This is a genomic window from Bradyrhizobium sp. 22, from assembly GCF_000482425.1.
Classification (GTDB): domain Bacteria; phylum Pseudomonadota; class Alphaproteobacteria; order Rhizobiales; family Xanthobacteraceae; genus Bradyrhizobium; species Bradyrhizobium japonicum_B.
The window spans coordinates 624128-642246 of sequence record NZ_KI519400.1; the positions used below are offsets into that span (position 1 = coordinate 624128).

Below are 18119 nucleotides of genomic sequence, written 5' to 3' on the forward strand. Positions count from 1 at the left end.
CCCTGTCCTTCATGTACCTGTCAGTGAACTTGGAGCTCGGGCTGACGGCCCGCATCGGCACCCGCGCCGGTCTTGCGCGACTGGTAGAACTTCAAGATGCTGCGCGAGGTCTCGATCTTGAGCCGACCGTACTCGCGCTCGTTGTCCTGGAGCTCGCGCGCCGTGATCAGATGATCCTTGGCGCCGAGGAAGAGCAGTGACATCGTCGTGTCCCAGGAGAAGTCAAGCGCCTTGCACAAGACCAGGATCATCTCGCGATTGCGGTCCATCAGCGCGCGCTCGATCACGTCGACCGGCAGCGACGAGAGCAGCGACAGGCCGATCTGGACCTCGTCGAAGCGGTGCTGGCGGGCATAGTTCGAGATCGAATCCTGGTTGAGATTGCCTTGGCGGTATTGCGTCGTGACCACGCGCTTGGCGACGAAATAGCTGCGCGAGGACGGACCGAACTTGGACTGAAGGTCGCCGGTGACCTCGGTCACCGAGCTCTGGATCTGCGCCATCATCTCGGGCCGCTCGGTCTCGAGACGGCGGCGGACGTCTTCCGAGGCCTTCGAGATCAGCTGCTGGAAGATGTGGCGCGGCACGTCCTTGCGCAGGCCGAGCTGCTCGGCGAGGATCGAATCGCCCTCGGCGCGGCGGACCATGTGCAACAGGCCCGAGCCGGAGAAGCGCGCGCCCTCGTTCTTCGCGACCGACGTCACGACCTCCTGGTTGCCGCGCTTGACCAGCACGTCGGTCACGGCCTCGCCGATCGACTTGCGCTGGGCGATCGCGAGCAGATGCGACTGGCCCTTGGTCATGGCGCTCTCGACCAGCATCCTGTCGTCGATGCGATTGGAATCGCGCAGCACGGGACCGGCGACCGCGATCTCGTCGTCGAGGGCGAGCTTTTCGATGACGTTCAGGGGCGCGTGATCGCACGCCGACATCACCTCCGACAGCTGCGTTCGCGCCGCGACCTCGATCTCTTCGGCGAGCCGGCCGATCACCTCGCCGAACGTGCTGATCTCGTCGTCGCTGTAGCGGCCGGTGATCAGAATGTCGGTCGCATGCCACAACGCCTTCGCCCGGCTTTCGTCGGTACCGCGCGCGATCGCGTCGTCCAGATCCTGCAGAAGCGATTTCGCCCCGTTCATCTCGATCACCCCAGTTCTTGGTCGTTCTCTTGCGGACCGTTGCGCCGCAATCGACGCGACGCCGAATTCCTCTGGAACCGACGCTAGAGAGGAAACGCGAGAATTCGGTAAAATCGGCAAATCAGTTTTGCCGGGCAAAATTCATTCAAATGCGAGGGAATGGGTTAACGGGCGGGGAAGGTGCGGCGCGGGCCGAGGAGCTTGGCGCACCGAGGCCTCTCCGGCGTCATGGCCGGGCCTGTCCCGGCCATCCACGCTTTGCCACGCGGTATCAAGAACGTGGATGCCCGGGACAAGCCCGGGCATGACGACGACACCTCACGGATTTTGCGGCGTCAGCACCAAAGGCGGCTTTGGCTTCGGCTTGGCGGGCGGCGGGCCCGGGGCAGGCTTGACGTCGATGGCCGGCGGCAGCGGCGCGAGCTGCTGGCTCGCGAGCGGCGGGCTTGTGAGTGAAGGACTCGGGGCAGCGGGAGCCGCTTGCGGCGGCCTCGGCGTCGGCGCAGCCTTTGGCTTTGCAGGCGGGCGGCGCGGATCCTGGCCGGGCAGCGGCACATGCGCGGGCGCCTGCTCGGGCGTCGGATCCGGCGACACCAGCGTCGGCAGCGCCGCGGTGGCCGGCGGCGGCTCGCCGCGTTCGATCGCGTCCAGCCGCCGCGTCTCGCGGTCGATCGTGCGCACCGCCAGCCAGGACGACAGCGGCGCAAGATCGATGGTGCTGTTGAGCTTGTCGGGCGGACCCGCGGCAAACAGCTGAATCTCCGGCGGGGCGCCGGAGAGGCCGGTCATGATCGGCGTCAGGCTGGCGCGGATGTCGGCCTGGTCGGCGGGAATGTCGTAGCCGCCGGACACGATGGCGCGGGCGTTCTTCGCTTCCAGCGGCGTCGCGCCGACGCGCAAGCGTCCGTCGCGGATCGTGAAGGGAATCTGGGCCGACGCCACCGCGATCGGTGCGGCGGCAAGCGCGGGCTCGACCAGCTGCCGCAAGCGGCTGTCGTCGGCGACTTGGCCGCCGTCGCTGGCGCGGATCGCGATCTCGAAGGCGCGCGGATTGAGGCCGCCGATCTCCGCGGCCTCCAGCGTCACCGTGCCGTTGCCGGCGAGCGCGCCGGTCAGCGCTGCGACGCTGCGGCCCTGGCTGCTCAATGCCATCTGCACCGAGGCGCGTCCCTTCGGCAGCGCGAGGTCGCGGTAGCGCAGCGCCGCCGCATCGACATTGGCGAGCTCGATGCGCGCATTCAGAGCAAGGCCATTGGCACTGTTGCGCGCGTCGAAGCTCGCCGACATCTCGCCGCCACCGAGCGTGCCCTTGAGCCCATCGAGCGCGAACGACTGGCCGTCGCCGCGGATCGTGCCGCCGAACGGACGCAGCTCGATGCCGCCGGGCAAGGCCCCGCGCAACGCCTGGAAGGCGATCCGGCCGCGCCAGCCGGCGACGAGCCCCGCGCCGAGGGGCTCGCTCGCATCGCGCCCGGCCGCGCCGACCGCCATCGCGAGCGCCGGCGCAAGATCGAGCGTATCGAGACCGACTTCGCCGTCGACGCTTCTGTCGGAATCCAGCATCACCGCCAGATGGCCGCGCAGATGCGCGCCGGCCGCATTGCCGTCGAGATCGTCGAAGGTCAGCCGATTGCCCGTCAGCGTGAGACGGGAGGACAGGCTGACATTCTGCACCGATTTGTCGGTCCGGCTGGTCCCGAGCAGCGGCGCCAGATTGACGTTGCGCACGCGCAGGTTCACGCTGCCCTTCGGCTCCGACAATTCGACACTGCCCTGCGCGTCGGCATCCAGCCCGCCGCCGCTCAGCTTCGCGCTCAGTTGCAGCGGCCGCCGCCAGGCGCCGGTCAGCTTGCCCTCCAGCTGCGAAGCGCCCTCGCCTGCGGCCACCATGCGATCGAGCCCGAGCAGCGCCAGCAGAGCGCCGGCCTGCGGCGTCGACACCTTCGAGTCCAGCGTGAAGTCGCTGCTGCGCAGACGCTCGAGGTCGATGCCGCCGACCGCGGCAGCCGGCGTCTGCGCGGCCAGCGCCGCGGTCGCCTTGAGCTGCGGCGCGTCGAGCTCGAGCACGGCGCGGGCATTGCTGCGATCGGCATGCTCGGCGTTCTTGTCGAGGCTGAGATCGAGCTTGAGGCGGGTCGCGCCTGATGCGGCCGGGATGGCATCCATGCGCGCGCGCAGCGCGGGCGCAAACGGCTCGATCAGCGCGGTGAGCTCGCGCAGCGAATTGGCCGAGGATTGCAGCGCGAGCTTGCCGGTGGTCCTGGCGCGGTCGAAGCTGCCGCTCGCCACAGTGGTCACGCCGCCGGACTGGCCGAAGCGCAGCTGCTCCAGCGACAGCACGGCGGGGCCGTAAGCGAGCTTGGCGGCGAACGGACGCAACTCCTGACCGGCGGAGATGGCGCGGCCGATATCGAGCGAGAGCTTGGCTTCCTCCGGCCACTCGCCCTGCGGTCCCGCGAGCGCGCGCACGAAGCTTGCGGCGGAGTCGAGATCGAGCCGGTCGGCCTTGAGGTCGGCGTCGATCCGCGAACCCTTGCTCGCGCCTGTCTGCACGAAGGCGATGCGGCCTTCCACGGTGCCGCCTTCGATGTCGGCCTTCAGCCGATCGATGGCGAGATGGTTGGCGGCGATCGTGACCTCGCCGGCAAGGCGCAGCGGCCGCGTGCTGCGGCGGTTGACCTCGCTGCGGCCCTGGAGCCAGGCCACCAGCGTGTCGGGATCGGAGGATTCGACGCTGAGGCGGCCGCTGAAACTGTCGGCGCCGGGCGTTGCGCCGTTGAGCGAGAGCTGCGTCATGCCGGGCGCGCGCAGCTCGAGCCGCTGGAAGGTCCAGGACCGTCCGTCGGTCTGGAGCTCGGTCGTGATGTTCTGCAGCGGACGGCCGCCGAGCATGATCTGGTCGGAGTTGAACTCGATCTGGGCCGGGATCGGCGCCTGCGGAATGGCAGCGAGCCCCGCGCGCAGCGCCGGCAGGATGCGGAGCGGCTCGGCATCGTTCTTGTCCGTATTCTTGGCGGCGAGCCTGTCGGCATCGACCTGCCGCGCCGACAGCACCGCGCGCAGCAGCGGCGAGGCACCGAATTTGAGGTCGCCGACGCCGCCGAGCTTCAGCGCGCTATCTTCGGGGCCGAAGCTGGCGTCGATCTGCTCGAACTTCGCGCCGGCCGGATCCGCCCTAAGCTTGGTCGTCAGCTTCCAGGGGGTCGGCCCGGCCGCGCCGGCCGTCTTGACCGCCGGCACGGCCAGCGTCAGCGCGCCGTCGAATTTCGGCAGGCGGTTGTCGAAGGCGAGCACGCCTTCGAGATCGGCGAGGATGGCGCGCTCGCCGGGATCGATGTTGAGGTGGAGACGGGTGGCGTTGCCATCGGCGCTCGGGCCGGACGAGACGCGGAACGGATAGCGCACCCCATTGGCGGTGAAGCCGCCGTCGCCGCGCACCGAGCCCGCGAGCGAGCGGACGTCGCCGGAGAAGGCGATGTCGTTCAGCTCAAGCGTCGAGCGGCTGGCGGCATCGTGCAGGGCGATGCGGCCGGTCAGATTGAGCCGTTCGATGGCGAGGGATGCCAGATTGAAGGTGCCGCTCGCGGTGGAAGGCAGATCGACCCGCCCACGCGCATCGAGGCCGAGATCGACCGCCATGCCGCCCACCGAGAGCTCGGTGGCGCGCCATTCGCCGCGCATCAGGGAGCTGAGGCTGAACTCGACGTCGAGCTTGTCGGCGCGCAGGCGGCCGAGATCGTTGTTGCCGCCGAAGGTGACCTGGCGCAGCCGCAGCGTCGGCGCCGGCAGGAGCCGCGCGTCGAGCTCGCCCGCGACCCGCACCGGCACGCCGATGATCTTGCCGGCCTCCGCCTCGAACTGGGGCCTGAACTGGTTCCAGTCGACGTAGTAAGGCCCGATCAGCGCGGCCAGCAGCGCAATGATGAAGGCAATCGCCAATCCGAGCAGCGTCGTCTGCACGGGTCTCCCCTCGGCCAAACCGGCACCCGGACCAAACCCTGGCCTTCAATGGACTTCAGGCGTGCCGGAACAGCCCCTTATATAGGGGGAAGTATGGCGAAGTCACAGCGACTGTTGCGCGCGGAGGTTAACGCCTGGGAAGCCTCACCAGCTCGCCGGCAGCCGCTTCAGGCCGCGCAGCACGAAGGTCGGCCGCCATTCCGGGTTCTCGACGTCGTCGATGCGCAAGTCCGGCAGCCGCCGCAGCAGCGTGGCAATGGCGATCTCGGCCTCGATGCGCGCCAATTGGGCCCCGAGGCAGAAATGGATGCCGCCGCCGAACGACAGCGGCTTGACGTTCTGGCGGGTGACGTCGAGCCGGTCGGGCCGGTCAGGATAGACCGCCGGGTCGCGGTTGGCCGAGCCAAGCAGGCACAGCACGGTCTCGCCCTTGGGGATCCGCTTGCCGCCGAGATCCTCGATCTCCTCCAGCGCGACGCGTCCGGTCATCTGCACCGAGGAATCGTAACGCAGGAATTCCTCGATCGCGCCCTCCATCAGCTCGGGGCGTGCCTTGAGCAGCGCAAGCTGGTCCGGGTTGCGATGGAGCGCGAGCAGGCCGTTGCCGATCAGGTTGACCGTGGTCTCGTGGCCGGCGCCGAACAGCAGGATGATGTTGGCGGTCAGCTCCTCGTTGCTGAGCTTGTTGCCGTCTTCCTCGGCCTGCACCAGCTGGGTGATGAGGTCGTCGGCGGGATTTTTGCGGCGCAGCTCGAACAGCTGCTGGAAATACATCTGCGCCAGCAGGTTGCCCTCGTTGCCCTTCTTGATCTCCTCCGGCGTCAGGGGCACGGGGTCGAGCAGCCGCCCGCCGTCGCGCGAGCTGTTGTAGAACACCTCGCGGTGCTCCTCGGGGATGCCGAGCATGTCGCAGATGATGGTGATGGGCAGGCGGAAGGCGAAATCCTCGATCAGGTCCATGTGACCGCGGTCGATCACGGCATCGATCGCCTGGTCGACGATCTCCTGGATGCGCGGCCGCATGTCCTCGACCCGGCGCGCGGTGAAGGCCTTGACGACGAGACCGCGCAGGCGGGTGTGGTCCGGCGGGTCGGCCTGCAGCATCCAATGGCTCATGCTGCGGAACACCGGCTCGTCCATGATCTTGTCGCTGTAGCGGCGTTTCGAGCGCTCGACGAAATCCTTGCCGAAGCGCTTGTCGCGCATCACCAGGCTGACGTCGGCATGGCGGCTGGCGACGAATTGGCCGAACGGCGTGACATGGATCGGATCGATCGTGCGCAGCCGGTCGTAATGCGGATAGGGATCGCGGATGAAGTCCGGCGAGAGCGGGTTGAACAGCGGCGCGCCGCCGGCGCCTTGCACGTGCTCGTTCATGGTGACCTCAAACCGGTTGCCGCATGACACGAATACGCCGACGCTTGCCTGCTCGCGCGGCGTAACCATCCCTTGAAATTTTCAACTCGATACATTGTTGTATCGAGTTGCATTCTGCCCTACCCTGCTCCGATGTCAAGGGTGAGAACCAGGCCGACCAGGGACGATACGCGCGACAAACTGTTCGAGGCGGCCGCGCGCGTGTTCGAACAGGACGGCATCGGCGGCGCCAGCATCGAGGCGATCGCGGCGGCGGCGGGCTTCAGCCGCGGCGCGTTCTATTCGAACTTCAAGAGCAAGGACGAGCTGATCATCGCCATGCTCGAAGACCATGTCGAGCAGTCGATCCGGCGCAACATGGACATCCTCGCCCAGCACGACAATCTCGACGATTTCATCGCCGCGCTGAAGGCGATGGACCGCACGCGGCAGGATCCGCTCGGCCGCTCCCCGCTGCTGCACATCGAGATGATCCTGTTCGTCGCGCGCGCCGAGAAGCGCCGGCCCGAGCTCGCCAAACGTCTGCGCGCGCGCCGCAAGCTGGTCGCCGACATCGTCGAGGCCACGCTCAAGAGCAACGGCAAGAACGGCAATCTCAATCCGCCCTGGATGGCCTCCGTCGTGCTCGCATTGGAGGACGGCTTCCGCCTGCACCGGCTGATCGATCCCGAGACCACGCCAGCCGACAGCTTTCTGCGCGCGATCACCGATCTCCGGCGCCGGACGGGATTGGCGGCGAGCCAGGGTACATCTTCATAAGGCGCGAGCCGGCTTCATCTCGAATGCGGCTGCGACATATGGCCGAGCGCCTTCGTCGCGGCGCCAGGCCTATCCACGCTGATGAGCTGCAATTCGCTTACTTCTTCTTTGCAGGTCCGAAATCCGGCTGCCAGGCGGCTTCCTTGCGGCTCGGGGCCGCGGCGATGACCTTGGACTTTTCCTTCTTCGGCTTCTTGGCTTCGCGGTTGCCGCGTTGCTGGCCCTTCGCCATGTCGCTCTCCTTTGCCGGTTCAAGTTGGTCGAATTCATCGGGTTGCAGGACAAGTCCGCGCGGGGTGCAGACCCTGACATCCATGTAGCCTTCACGCAGCAGCCTTCGCGCGAGACGCAACGCGACCGCTGCGGTGCCGCGGCCCAGATTGGAACTGCCGTATTCGTTGGTCCCACTGACCAGATACGGCACGCGTATCGCCCTACCCATTGAGGATGGCAGCTCCGCACACGAGAAGCAGAAGGAACAGTGGAACGATCACCGGCGGCACGACCCATTCCGAGATGCGAACAGGCGACATCGAACGCTCCTGCGAAGCCTTCGGCGGGAGCATACGTGACCCTCAGTCACCGGTCGAAGCCGTGAAACGTGCGGTGATGACGGCGATCTTACGCCCGCACTGAGGCGATAGCGAGCGTTTAAATGCCTCGCGTGCGTTTGTCGCGCCGTGATACCGCCGTCTGCTGCGCGACGACGATAGTGCTGGCAATTGCCGCGCCAAGAGCGCATGCTCGCGACGGCCGGCACCGGTTGGGGCTTCACTTGCGAAAGGCAGGCGTGCATGACCATCCGCTCGCGGCGAGAAACCGTCACGTTCAGGCATCCGTTCCGCATGCGCGGCATCGATCGCGTGTTGCCGGCCGGCGCCTATGAGGTCGTCACCGACGAGGAAACGATCGAGGGCCTGACCTTCGCCGCCTATCGCCGCATTGCCACGATGATCACGGTGCCCGCCGAAGGCGCCGGCGGCGTCATGGAGATGCTGCCGATCGGCTCGGTCGATCTGGCGAACGCGCAAGCCGCAGACGCGAGCATTGCCAATGACTGATCATCCCGTGGACCTCGACAAGCACCGCGGCATGGCCGCACAGAAGGCCACCGACCTGCGCCGCGCGCTGGCTGAGGTCGAGGCCAACACCAGAGAGCTGCGCGAGCGCGAGGCCGATCTCGAGCACCGCATGATGACGGTGCCCGCCGCGTCCTGGTCGGAGGCCGCGGTGAAGGCCCGTCATTTGCTCAACCTCTATGCCGCGAGCCTGCCCGCCGAGGACACGCGCCATCGCGCGCTGGTGGCGGCGCTGTTCGACGATTTTGCCCGGCTGTCGGGGGAGAGCTGAGGCGAACGACCGCCGCCTGCATTCTCAACGTGCCATGCGCGACGGGAACGCAGGCGGCCGGTCCCCGCGCTGATTTGAGAGGGGGGCGATCGTGCCTGGCAATCACGCAACGGAGCACGCCATGACATTGACCAGCGGCCGCTTTATCAGCCACGAATACGACCGGATGATCGTCCGGTTCTCGATGCATGACGGCACCAGGGAGATTCCTTGCGCCGTCTCGACCTCTGCGATGGACGATCTCGAGCGTGGCCCCCAAGTCAAGCCCGAGCAGCGGGAGGCCCAGTTCACCCGCCTGCGCGACCGCATCGAAGCACGCGCGGCGAGCAAGTATCACGCGACGGAGTTCGAAGGAACGCCGCCGGGCATCGTGCTGCGCGGCATCGATTTCAGGTCATAGCGACGGCAGCTTTCTCTAATCCGCCCGCGCCTTGATCTCCGGCAAGGGCGGCTTGCGTTCAAAGGGCTTCTTCTTCGGCGGCGCCGGCAGCAACCCCTCTCTGATCGCTTGTTTCCGGGCCAGCTTGCGCGCGCGACGAATGGCTTCGGATTTCTCGCGGGTCTTTCGCTCGGACGGTTTTTCATACGAGCGCCGCTGCTTCATTTCGCGAAAGACGCCCTCGCGCTGCATCTTCTTCTTGAGAACGCGGAGCGCCTGCTCGACGTTGTTGTCTCTGACGAGTACGTGCAATTGATCCTCCCGACCGGGGGCTGCGAATGGCGACACGTCCTGCAGGCAGCCAATCGCGCAGGAGCTTCATTGCGAATTTTGAGGATAGCGGCGGCGACGTTGGTCGCGGCTTCGGACGCAGGTCTGCTTGTCACGGCGATACAGACACCGTGACCATTGTCATGCAGCGCTGTCAATCGCTAACGTCCCGCTGCCAGATCGATAGAGTCACGCAAAGCGCCTCGATCGGAACAGACGAATTGGCTCGTTCGAAAACAAACCAGCCTTGCTCCTTGCAAAATCCTGGGGATCATATATATTGAAGTTGTTCGATTAGCCGCTGTGCCTTGTTGAATGCGCCCGCGGGCTCCTTTTCCAAAGACATCGACGAAGTTGAAGATGACCGCGTGATTGTCGCGCGGAATGCGCTCGCGCGCTTTGGAGAAGAAGATGACGACAGGTACGGTCAAGTGGTTCAATGGCCAAAAGGGCTTCGGTTTCATTCAGCCGAACGACGGCGGCAACGATGTGTTCGTTCACATCAGCGCCGTTGAACGGGCTGGTCTTGCAGGTCTCGGAGAGGGCCAGCAGGTCAATTTCGAGGTCAAGACCGACAAGATGCGAGGCAAGGTCAGCGCTGAGAATCTCTCGCTGGCTTGATATCGTGGCGCCGTTTCACGGATGTACTGAAACGGTCGCCCTGCCCGCTCAATCCCAGGATTGAGCGGGTTTAGTCGTTTGCGGAGCCGGGTGGACGATGAGCACCAAGAAGCCGGCAGAGCCGTCACCCGAAAGCGTCGCGCGATCCGATCGTCGCCGCGTGGCCGCTGAAGACGGAGCGCGGGCAATGGCCGACGCCGAACGGCAGGCCATCGAAGTTCGCAAGAACATGGCGCGGCTGCGAGCCGTGCGCGAGGCCAAGGAGGCGGCTGACGAAGCTGTTCGGCTGGCTTTGCCGACGCCGGCGCCCAAGAAGCGCTCGAAGAAGCCGGCACGATAATCGTCTTCAAGCCGCCGCATCGAGGGGCCGATCACAGGCCGGAGGGTGCAGATTGTGCCTAGAATCAAGCCAGACCACGGAACTATCACCTTCTTTCTCGCGTCCGGCGCAAATCGGCAGGTGTGCCAGCTTGCCACGACATTCAACACGCAGAAGCAGGCTTTCAGCTATCTGCAGAAGCATCGAACCGAGTTCGAGCGCATGGCGCGGGAACGGCTTGCTTCAGGCGAGCTCCAAGACGGGGTGGTCGTGCTTTCCATGCTTTAGCCGCAGCGCCGCGACCGTATGGCGCCTGTCGCAGGAGAAGTGCGACGCCTAAGGCGTCCTCTCGGACCGGCTCCGCAGTTCAGCCTCCCTCGCCAGCCGTTCGGCCTTCAGTCGTTCCCGATTTGCCTGGAAAGCCTGTTCCGCCTTCTCGTAATCGGTCGCCGGCTTCGCCGCGGCCTGTTGCTTGAAGTGGCTGTTCGCCTCGTTCGCTGCACGCGATGGGGAATGCGGTTTCATCTGACGTCCTCTATGCTTCTAGCGGCTCGAAGTCCCCCGGTGTCGGGGCCCCTGTGCTCGCCTTATTCCTGAACCGGCTTGCTGCGCTTGGCTCGATCAATTCGCACGTGGTCGAATTCCTTGGGTCCATCGAGCAGAACCCGCTTGCGGATCGCCCGATCATCGGCCGTCGTGGCGGGGTCCGCCATGCGATCAATCGCATCCCCAGCCATCTCGCGGGCGCGTAGCTTCTGTCGATCCTCGTCGGTGTGCGCAAGTCCCAGCTCTACCAAGCGACCTATTGCCTGGGACAGGCTGGGTCTTTCGTCCTGAAGCGCCATCCATGCTGTGATGGCTCTGAGCAGCGATTGCGAAGGCCGAAAACCTGCCGAATGAACCAAGGCGGTGGCTTTTTCCGGTCTTTTCGTCGCAGCCATGCACTCTCCAGACTGGATACGGCGTGGCGCCCCTCCGGCAGGTCTCACTCAAGCAAACCGCCGATCTGCCGATGCGTTCCTAATTGCCGGGAATATCGCCAGAAAGCAATCGATTATGCCGACCGCCTCACCGCGCGGGGACCGCTCGGCGCGACATCGAGCTTCCCCAGCATCGACCTCGCCTGCTCGGCGCAGTGCTCGATCAGCCAGCGCTCGAACGCGACGGGCGGAAGCGCGGGGGCGTAGAGAAAGCCTTGCACGACGTCGCAGCCGAGTTCGGCCAGCGTCTTGCGCTGCCCCTCGGTCTCGACACCCTCGGCGACGACGGTCATGCCGAGGCCCTGGCCGACGCGCACCACGGCGGTGGCGATGGCGAGCGCACCCGCGTCGCGCTCGATGTCGCGCATGAAGCTGCGGTCGATCTTGAGTTCGCGGATCGGCAGATGCGCAAGGCGGCTGAGGCTGGAATATCCGGTGCCGAAATCGTCCACCGCGAGCCCGACGCCGAGCGCGCGGATCGCGGTCATCGTCTCCAGCGCGGCGACGCTGTCCTGCATGAACGCGCCCTCGGTGATCTCCAGCATCAGCGCATCCGCCGGCAGGTCGTATTCGGCGAGGACGTCCTTGAGGCGCGCGGCGAGCGTGACGTTGCGGAAATTGATCGGCGACAGGTTCACCGACACGCAGGGAATGTTGAGGCCGGCACGGCGCCAGCTCGCCATCTGCCGGCAGGCTTCGCGCACCGACCACAGACCGATCTGCTCGATCAGGCCGCACTCCTCCGCGAGCGGAATGAACTTTGCCGGCGAGACGTCGCCGAGCGCGGCATCGTGCCAGCGCGACAGCGCCTCGACGCCGTGGATCGCGCCGTCGCAGCTGCGGATCTGCGGCTGGTAGCTCAGGCTCAGCGCGCCTTCCGCGATGGCGCGGCGAAGCGCTGCGATCAGCGCCAGGCGCTGCTCGGTGAGCCCGTTCATCTCGGCACTGAAGATGCGATAGGTCGAGCGTCCGGCCTGCTTGGCCATGTACATGGCGGCGTCGGCCTGCTGCATCAGCGTGTCGATGTCGGTGGCATGGTCGGGGTAGAGGCTGATGCCGATGCTGGCCGACATCGGCATCAGCTTCGATCCGAGCTTCAAGGGGGCGGCCAGCGCCTCGGTGATGTCGGCCGCGACGCCTGCGGCGCTCTCGGCATTGCGTTGCGGCAGCAGGATGACGAATTCGTCGCCGCCGAGCCGTCCCAGCATGTCTTCGGGCCCGATCTGCTCGCGCAGACGCTGGGCGAGCTGGACCAGCAGCTCGTCGCCGGCCGCGTGACCGAGCGTGTCGTTGACGTCCTTGAAATGGTCGACATCGAGGAAGGCCAGCGCGACATGGCTGCCGGTCGGGCAGGCATCGATCGCGGTGGTGATCAGGTGCCGCAGCTGCGCGCGGTTCGGCAGGCCGGTGAGGATGTCGTGATAGGCGAGCCGCGCGATCTCGGCGCGCGCCTCCTTGCGTTCGATCGCGAAGGCGCCGAGATTGACGCAGGCCTCGACGATGCGCCGGTGCCAGTTGCTCGGCGCGCGCGGCTCCCGAAAGTAGAAGGCGAAGGTCGCGATGACCCGGCCGTCCTTGGACTTGATCGGCGTCGACCAGCAGGCGCGCAGGCCAATCCCGAGCGGCATGGCCTTGTAGGGCTGCCAGCGGGCATCGGTCTCGAGGTCGGTCGCCAGCACCGGCTCGCCGTAGAAGGCGGCAGAGCCGCAGGAGCCGACATTCGGGCCGATCCCAATGCCGTCCAATGCACGGGAATATTCCTCCGGCAGAGAGGGACCTCCGAGCGGGTGGAGCAGGCCGGCGGCATCGACGTGGAGCAGCGAGCAGACGACGTCGGGCGCGATCTGCTCGACGCGGCGGCACAGCCTGTCGGCGATGTCGGCAATCGGAACCTCGTCCGCGAGCGAGGCCATGATGAGCTGCTGCAGCGAGCGCAATTGCCTGGTCTCGGTGATGTCCTCGATCAGCGCGAGGATGTGCTTGACCCGCCCCTTGCTGTCGCGGAACGCGTCGATCCGGGCCCAGATCCAGATCTCCTCGCCGTGCTTGTCGTAGGCGAGCACCTCGGCCTCGCCGCGGCGGCCGCCACGCATCAGACGCTCGACCAGCTTCGCGATCGCCTTGCGGTCGGTGTGGCGGCCGGCGATGAGCTCATCTGCGCGGTGGCCCTCGGCCTCGGCGCTGCTGTAGCCGAACAGCGTGGTGAAGGCCGTGTTGACGTAGACGATGGTCTGCTCGGTGTCGGCGATGATCACTGCCCGGTTGCTCTGATCGGCGACGGCGTGGAGAAGCCCGATTCTGGCGCGGCGCTCGGCATCCGCGGTGACGTCGCGCGCGAACACGACGCGATGGGTCGCGCCGTCATGCGCAATGGACGAGAGCGATATGGCCGCACGGATCCTGCTGCCATCGTGCCGCACGAGGCTGATCTCGTCGCGGAATTCCGCGACCGGATCGGCCTGAAGACATTTGAGGGTGAGAATTTCGGCATCGCGGCCGAGCGCGTCGGTGCGTGCGAGCTTCCAGATCCGCTCCGCACTGGCGTTGAAATGCGTGATGCGGTGCGCACCATCGACAATGACGACGCCATCGTCGGCGCGGTCGAGTGCGGCCAACAGCACGTCCGGAGTTTCTGTCGCAAGATGATCGGAGGCAGACATCGGAGACCGGGAACATCGGGAAGAAGCGGCAATCGGCCCGAAGCTACGCTCCGATGGTGTCCAAGACGTTTTTGAAAATCGCCTCGCATCTGCCAAGCCACGACATGCTTAACATTCGGCAAAAGCAGCGCAGGTAATGCGGTGTTTGCCCGCGCCTCACTCCGCGGTTCGGCTCTGCGGCTTGTGCAGCCGGCCGGCCACCGCCCTCACCTTGCCCGGCGATGCCCGCCAGATCGCGAGCGCCGACAATCCGCTCACGATGATCGCGAGGCCGAAGGCGAGCGTGTAGTCGCCGGTGCGATCATGGAGCACGCCGGTCAGCCATGGTCCGGCCGCTCCGCCCGCGAGCGCCGCCAGCATGATGGTGCCGAAGATGCTGCCCTGGTGCTTGCCCTGGAAAATCTCGAACACCACCGCGCCCATGATCGAGGTGAGACCGTAGCCGAGCGCGCCTTGCGCGAGCACCATGAGGTAGACGAGCCAGAGCGAGGGTTGATACTTCAAGCCGATCAGCGCGGCGAAGCAGATCACGAAGCCTGCGCAGCTGATCGCCCAGACCCACTCCCGCCCGATGCGGTCGGAGACATGGCCCAGCACGATCTGCCCGGGAATGCCGAGCAGGCTGACGGTGCCGAGCGCCCACACCGCGACGGAAGGGCTGAAGCCGATGTCGAGCAGGAACTTGGTCTGGTGCACCTGCACCGCGTACCAGATGTACAGGCCAGCGAAATAGCCGAGCGCGATCCACCAGAAGCGCGCGGTCGCGACGGCGCGCTTCAGCGTCCAATCGGTATTGACCCAGACCGGATCGACGATGTTGGAGACCGGCTGGGCACCGCCCGCAGCCAGGGCGGCATCGCCGTCCGGCTCGAGGCCGATGTCCTGCGGGCGCTTGTGCAGTAGCAGGTTCACCGGCGCCAGCACGATCAGGACGAGCAGGCCCATCGCGGTGCAGGCGGTGCGCCAGCCGGTCGCTTCGATCATGTGCTGCACCCATGGCAGCAGCGTCACCGAGCCGATGCCGACGCCGGCGAAAGCGATGCCGATGGCGAAGCCGCGCTTGCGGATGAACCAGTTCGGCAGGAACAACGACTGGCCGGAATAGCCGAGACACACCGAGCCGGCACCGACCATGACGCCGATGGTGACATAGAGATGCCAGGGCGCGCTGGTGAGCGGCGCAAGCAGCAAGCCGCCGCCCATCAGCACCACCCCGAGCTCCATCACCGCGCGCGGGCCGGCGCGGTCCATCAGGCGGCCGATCAGCGGGCTGACCACGCCCGACACCACGAAGCCGAAGGAGAAGGCGCCGGCGGTCACGCCACGCTCCCAGCCGAACTCCGAGATGATGGGCGGAAAGAACAGCGAAAAGGCGGTGCGCGCGTTGACGCCGATGGCCATGGTGACGAAGGTCACGGCGACCACGACCCAGCCGTAGAAGAACGGAAGCCGCATGATGTGCTTGTTTCATCCCTGGACGGTCCTTCCGACCATCCGGGGGTGCTCAGGTCAAGCGCTTTTCGTGCATGCCCGTCGCGCCGGGCGCTCAGGCGGCGTCGCGCCGCGACCGTTTGACGGGGGCATCGAACAGGATCCGCTCGATCGGCTGCGGGCGGCCGAACAGATAGCCTTGGGCGAAATTGACGCCGAGCGCCTTCAGCCGCTCGTACTCCTCGCGGGTTTCGACGCCTTCGGCCGTCACCGACATGTCGAGCCCGCGCGCAAGCGTCACGATCGCGGAGATGATGGCGGAGCTGCGCGGCTGATGCGTGAGGTTGCGGATGAACGACTTGTCGATCTTGATCTTGTCGAACGGGAACGCGGTCAGATAGCTGAGCGAGGAATAGCCGGTGCCGAAATCGTCGAGCGCGAGCTCGATGCCGAGACGCTTGAGCCGCTCCATGAAGGCGTGGTTCTCGCTGCCGCGCTCCAGCAGGACGGATTCGGTGATCTCGATCTCCAGCCGCTGGGGCGGCAGGCCGGAATCCGCGAGCGCCGCGCCGATCATCTCGAACAGCTCGGCTTCCTTGAACTGGATCGGTGACAGGTTGACCGCGACCGACAGATCGGAGGGCCAGCCGGCCGCATCCGCGCAGGCGCGCCGCAGCACGAATTCGCCGAGCGGCACGATCAGCCCGGTCTCCTCCGCAAGCTGGATGAACTGGTCCGGCGGGATCAGGCCGCGCGTCGGATGCCGCCAGCGCACCAATGCCTCGAAGCCGCACCGCGCTCCGCTGAGAGCGTCGACGAACGGCTGGTAATGTACCTCCAGCTGGCACCGCGCGATGGCGTCGCGCAAATCCCCCTCCAGCGTGTTGCGGGCCTCCAGCTCGGCCGACATCGCCTCGTCGTAGATGGTGAAGCAGTTGCGGCCCGCCGATTTCGAGCGATAGAGCGCAAGGTCCGCCTTCTTCAGCAATTGCTCCTGATCGCTGCCGTGATCCGGCGCGATGGCGATGCCGATGCTGGTGCCGATCTCGACGCGGTGGCCGGGCAGCAGGAACGGTTCGGTCAACAGCTTGGCGATCCGCGCCGCCAGCTCGGTCGCACAGGCGCGCTGATCCGCGCCGGCTTCCTGGATGATGGCGAACTCGTCGCCACCGAGCCGGGCCAGCACGTCGGTGGCGCGCAATGCGGATTTCAGCCGCTGTGCCACCTGGCGCAGCAGCGCATCGCCGGCCCCGTGACCGAGGGAGTCGTTGACGTTCTTGAAGCGGTCGAGGTCGAGCATCAGGATCGAGAACGGCAGTCCCCGCACCCCCAGCTGGTTGTTCATCTCGTCGAGCCGGCTCAGGAAGAAAGCGCGGTTCGGTAGTCCGGTCAGGACGTCGGTTTGGGCGAGCTCGAGCACCCGCCGGTTGGCCAGTGACAGCCGCCGCGAGTTGCGGCTCGCCAGCATGAGATAGGTCGACAGCGACAGCGTGAGCAGCATGCCGACGATCAGCACCGCGACCGCGCGATCGTAAGTCGTCTCCAGCGGACCGCCGGCGGTGGGAACGGCCCGCACCTGCCAATCGGTATCGCCGATCTTGAGGCTGCCCGACCAGTGCAGTGCCCGGGCGACGTCCCGCATCGACTGCGGCGCCCTGGCCGCCGACGAATAGTCCGGCAGCATCTGCTCCAGGCTGACGATTTGCCCCGTGAAGGGCGGATAGACGTTGATGCTGACCGCGGGGCTTGCTCCGGTGGTCACGCGAATGGCGTGAATCAGCAGCGGCAGGTCGAAGATTCCGACCACGAAGCCGGCGAGATTGCGACGCCGGTCCGCAATCGTCTCGCGCGACGTCCCCTTGGCGTAGACGGGAACGGCAACGAGGACGTCGGGCAGCCGGCCTCCCTCCCTCGGTTCGAACAGGCGGGTGCGGATGGCTGCGACACTATCGTGGTCGCGCGCGCGCTCCAGAATCGCGCGGCGCTCCGGAACGGTGGCGTAGTCCATTCCGTAGACCGACGAGGTCTTGGGCTGGGTCGAATAGAACACCGGAAAATATTCGTCGCTCTGCGGCGCCGTCGCGAAGCTCTCGCCCTGGAGCGACTTGATGCGATAGCCGGAGACGCCGTCCGTGATCGCCGCGGCCTCGTAATCGGAGCGCTCCTTGCGGTTGATGCGCGGCACCCAGGCCACGCGCAGCATGCCGGGATGGCGTTCGAACAGGCGGGCACTGAAAGTCTCGAACTCGCTGCGGGTAACTTCATCGTTGGTCGATTCGAACAGCGTGCGGAGGGCGAGCAGCCTCGAGATGTATTCGCCCATGCCGTTCTGCATGACGATCGCTTCGGTCTCGGCCGCGTTCTCGAACTCGATCCTGTTGACGCGATCTTCCCACCGCGCCACGGCGGCCGCGCCGACGACCGAGAACAGAAGACCGACGCCGACCGCGACGAGCGCGGGGCGATACAGCCCGAGCAGCAGCGCGGCACGCCACCATCCGGTCATACGCCTCCGATCCTGATCGTGCTGATCGTGACCGCCCATTTCGAAGCCGCCGTCCCCTATCCCGCGACAAACCGAACCTCTGGTTGAGGCATCGGTTTGGCTATCGGAACAAGACCGCGGTTAAGAAACTGCACAATTTCGGAACCGGATCATGCCGCAATGCACCGGATTAGTTAATGAAGTGCGCGAGCGATCCGGTAGTGTGGAAACAAGTTGCCGATTTTGCCCGGAGTCCTACGGGGCGCCGACACGGTGCCGATTAGCCAGCTGTTCAGGCTCGCAGGGATATGTTGCGGTTTCTTCCCACT

General features: G+C 66.2%; 16 protein-coding genes. 7 read left to right on the forward strand and 9 right to left on the reverse strand.

What is annotated here, in order from left to right:
• Positions 1-20 precede the first annotated feature (20 nt).
• The 3 genes from K410_RS0128395 to K410_RS0128405 all read right to left on the reverse strand — a co-directional run bounded on the left by K410_RS0128395 (position 21) and on the right by K410_RS0128405 (position 6476).
• Positions 21-1139: a DUF2336 domain-containing protein gene (locus K410_RS0128395; RefSeq protein ID WP_028138012.1), complete on the reverse strand. Its 1119-nt coding sequence runs from the start codon at positions 1137-1139 to the stop codon at positions 21-23.
• Positions 1140-1457: 318 nt separating this feature from the next.
• Positions 1458-5099 (reverse strand): AsmA family protein, encoded by a 3642-nt coding sequence (locus K410_RS0128400; RefSeq protein ID WP_028138013.1) that lies wholly within the window; start codon positions 5097-5099, stop codon positions 1458-1460.
• A gap of 144 nt (positions 5100-5243) precedes the next feature.
• Complete coding sequence (locus K410_RS0128405; RefSeq protein ID WP_028138014.1) at positions 5244-6476, reverse strand: cytochrome P450; 1233 nt, start codon at positions 6474-6476, stop codon at positions 5244-5246.
• A 132-nt stretch (positions 6477-6608) separates the two neighbouring features.
• Between K410_RS0128405 and K410_RS0128410 the strand changes: the two genes are divergently transcribed.
• Entirely contained in the window at positions 6609-7235 is a 627-nt protein-coding gene (locus tag K410_RS0128410) for a TetR/AcrR family transcriptional regulator (protein WP_028138015.1), read from the forward strand.
• A gap of 97 nt (positions 7236-7332) precedes the next feature.
• On the opposite strand, the gene K410_RS0128415 is transcribed toward K410_RS0128410, so the two are convergent.
• Positions 7333-7677, reverse strand: coding sequence for a hypothetical protein (locus K410_RS0128415; protein ID WP_028138016.1), 345 nt, complete (start codon positions 7675-7677; stop codon positions 7333-7335).
• A 352-nt stretch (positions 7678-8029) separates the two neighbouring features.
• Here K410_RS0128415 and K410_RS0128425 point away from each other — a divergent pair, with 352 nt between their 5' ends.
• From K410_RS0128425 to K410_RS0128435, 3 genes are all read left to right on the forward strand, one after another.
• Positions 8030-8296 (forward strand): hypothetical protein, encoded by a 267-nt coding sequence (locus K410_RS0128425; RefSeq protein WP_028138017.1) that lies wholly within the window; start codon positions 8030-8032, stop codon positions 8294-8296.
• Positions 8289-8585 (forward strand): hypothetical protein, encoded by a 297-nt coding sequence (locus tag K410_RS0128430; RefSeq protein WP_028138018.1) that lies wholly within the window; start codon positions 8289-8291, stop codon positions 8583-8585. The genes K410_RS0128425 and K410_RS0128430 overlap by 8 nt, the downstream gene beginning before the upstream one ends.
• 121 nt (positions 8586-8706) lie before the next feature.
• On the forward strand, positions 8707-8985 hold the full coding sequence (locus tag K410_RS0128435) for a DUF1488 family protein (protein ID WP_028138019.1): 279 nt from the start codon (positions 8707-8709) through the stop codon (positions 8983-8985).
• A gap of 15 nt (positions 8986-9000) precedes the next feature.
• On the opposite strand, the gene rpsU is transcribed toward K410_RS0128435, so the two are convergent.
• Positions 9001-9276, reverse strand: a complete 276-nt coding sequence (rpsU, locus tag K410_RS0128440) for a 30S ribosomal protein S21 (protein WP_028138020.1) — start codon at positions 9274-9276, stop codon at positions 9001-9003.
• Between the two features lie 429 nt (positions 9277-9705).
• On the opposite strand from rpsU, the gene K410_RS0128445 reads away from it, so the two are divergent.
• From K410_RS0128445 to K410_RS41090, 3 genes are all read left to right on the forward strand, one after another.
• Complete coding sequence (locus K410_RS0128445; protein WP_028138021.1) at positions 9706-9915, forward strand: cold-shock protein; 210 nt, start codon at positions 9706-9708, stop codon at positions 9913-9915.
• Between the two features lie 97 nt (positions 9916-10012).
• Positions 10013-10255 carry a transcriptional regulator gene (locus K410_RS0128450; RefSeq protein WP_028138022.1) on the forward strand — a complete coding sequence of 81 codons (243 nt, stop codon included), beginning with the start codon at positions 10013-10015 and terminating at the stop codon, positions 10253-10255.
• Between the two features lie 45 nt (positions 10256-10300).
• Positions 10301-10522 (forward strand): hypothetical protein, encoded by a 222-nt coding sequence (locus K410_RS41090; RefSeq protein ID WP_028138023.1) that lies wholly within the window; start codon positions 10301-10303, stop codon positions 10520-10522.
• 299 nt (positions 10523-10821) lie between these two features.
• On the opposite strand, the gene K410_RS37390 is transcribed toward K410_RS41090, so the two are convergent.
• The 4 genes from K410_RS37390 to K410_RS0128485 all read right to left on the reverse strand — a co-directional run bounded on the left by K410_RS37390 (position 10822) and on the right by K410_RS0128485 (position 17811).
• Positions 10822-11175 (reverse strand): hypothetical protein, encoded by a 354-nt coding sequence (locus tag K410_RS37390; RefSeq protein WP_155253731.1) that lies wholly within the window; start codon positions 11173-11175, stop codon positions 10822-10824.
• A gap of 113 nt (positions 11176-11288) precedes the next feature.
• Positions 11289-13874, reverse strand: a complete 2586-nt coding sequence (locus K410_RS0128470) for an EAL domain-containing protein (RefSeq protein ID WP_028138025.1) — start codon at positions 13872-13874, stop codon at positions 11289-11291.
• A 156-nt stretch (positions 13875-14030) separates the two neighbouring features.
• On the reverse strand, positions 14031-15329 hold the full coding sequence (locus tag K410_RS0128480) for an MFS transporter (RefSeq protein WP_028138026.1): 1299 nt from the start codon (positions 15327-15329) through the stop codon (positions 14031-14033).
• Positions 15330-15420: 91 nt separating this feature from the next.
• Complete coding sequence (locus K410_RS0128485; RefSeq protein ID WP_049820369.1) at positions 15421-17811, reverse strand: bifunctional diguanylate cyclase/phosphodiesterase; 2391 nt, start codon at positions 17809-17811, stop codon at positions 15421-15423.
• Between the last annotated feature and the right edge of the window lie 308 nt (positions 17812-18119).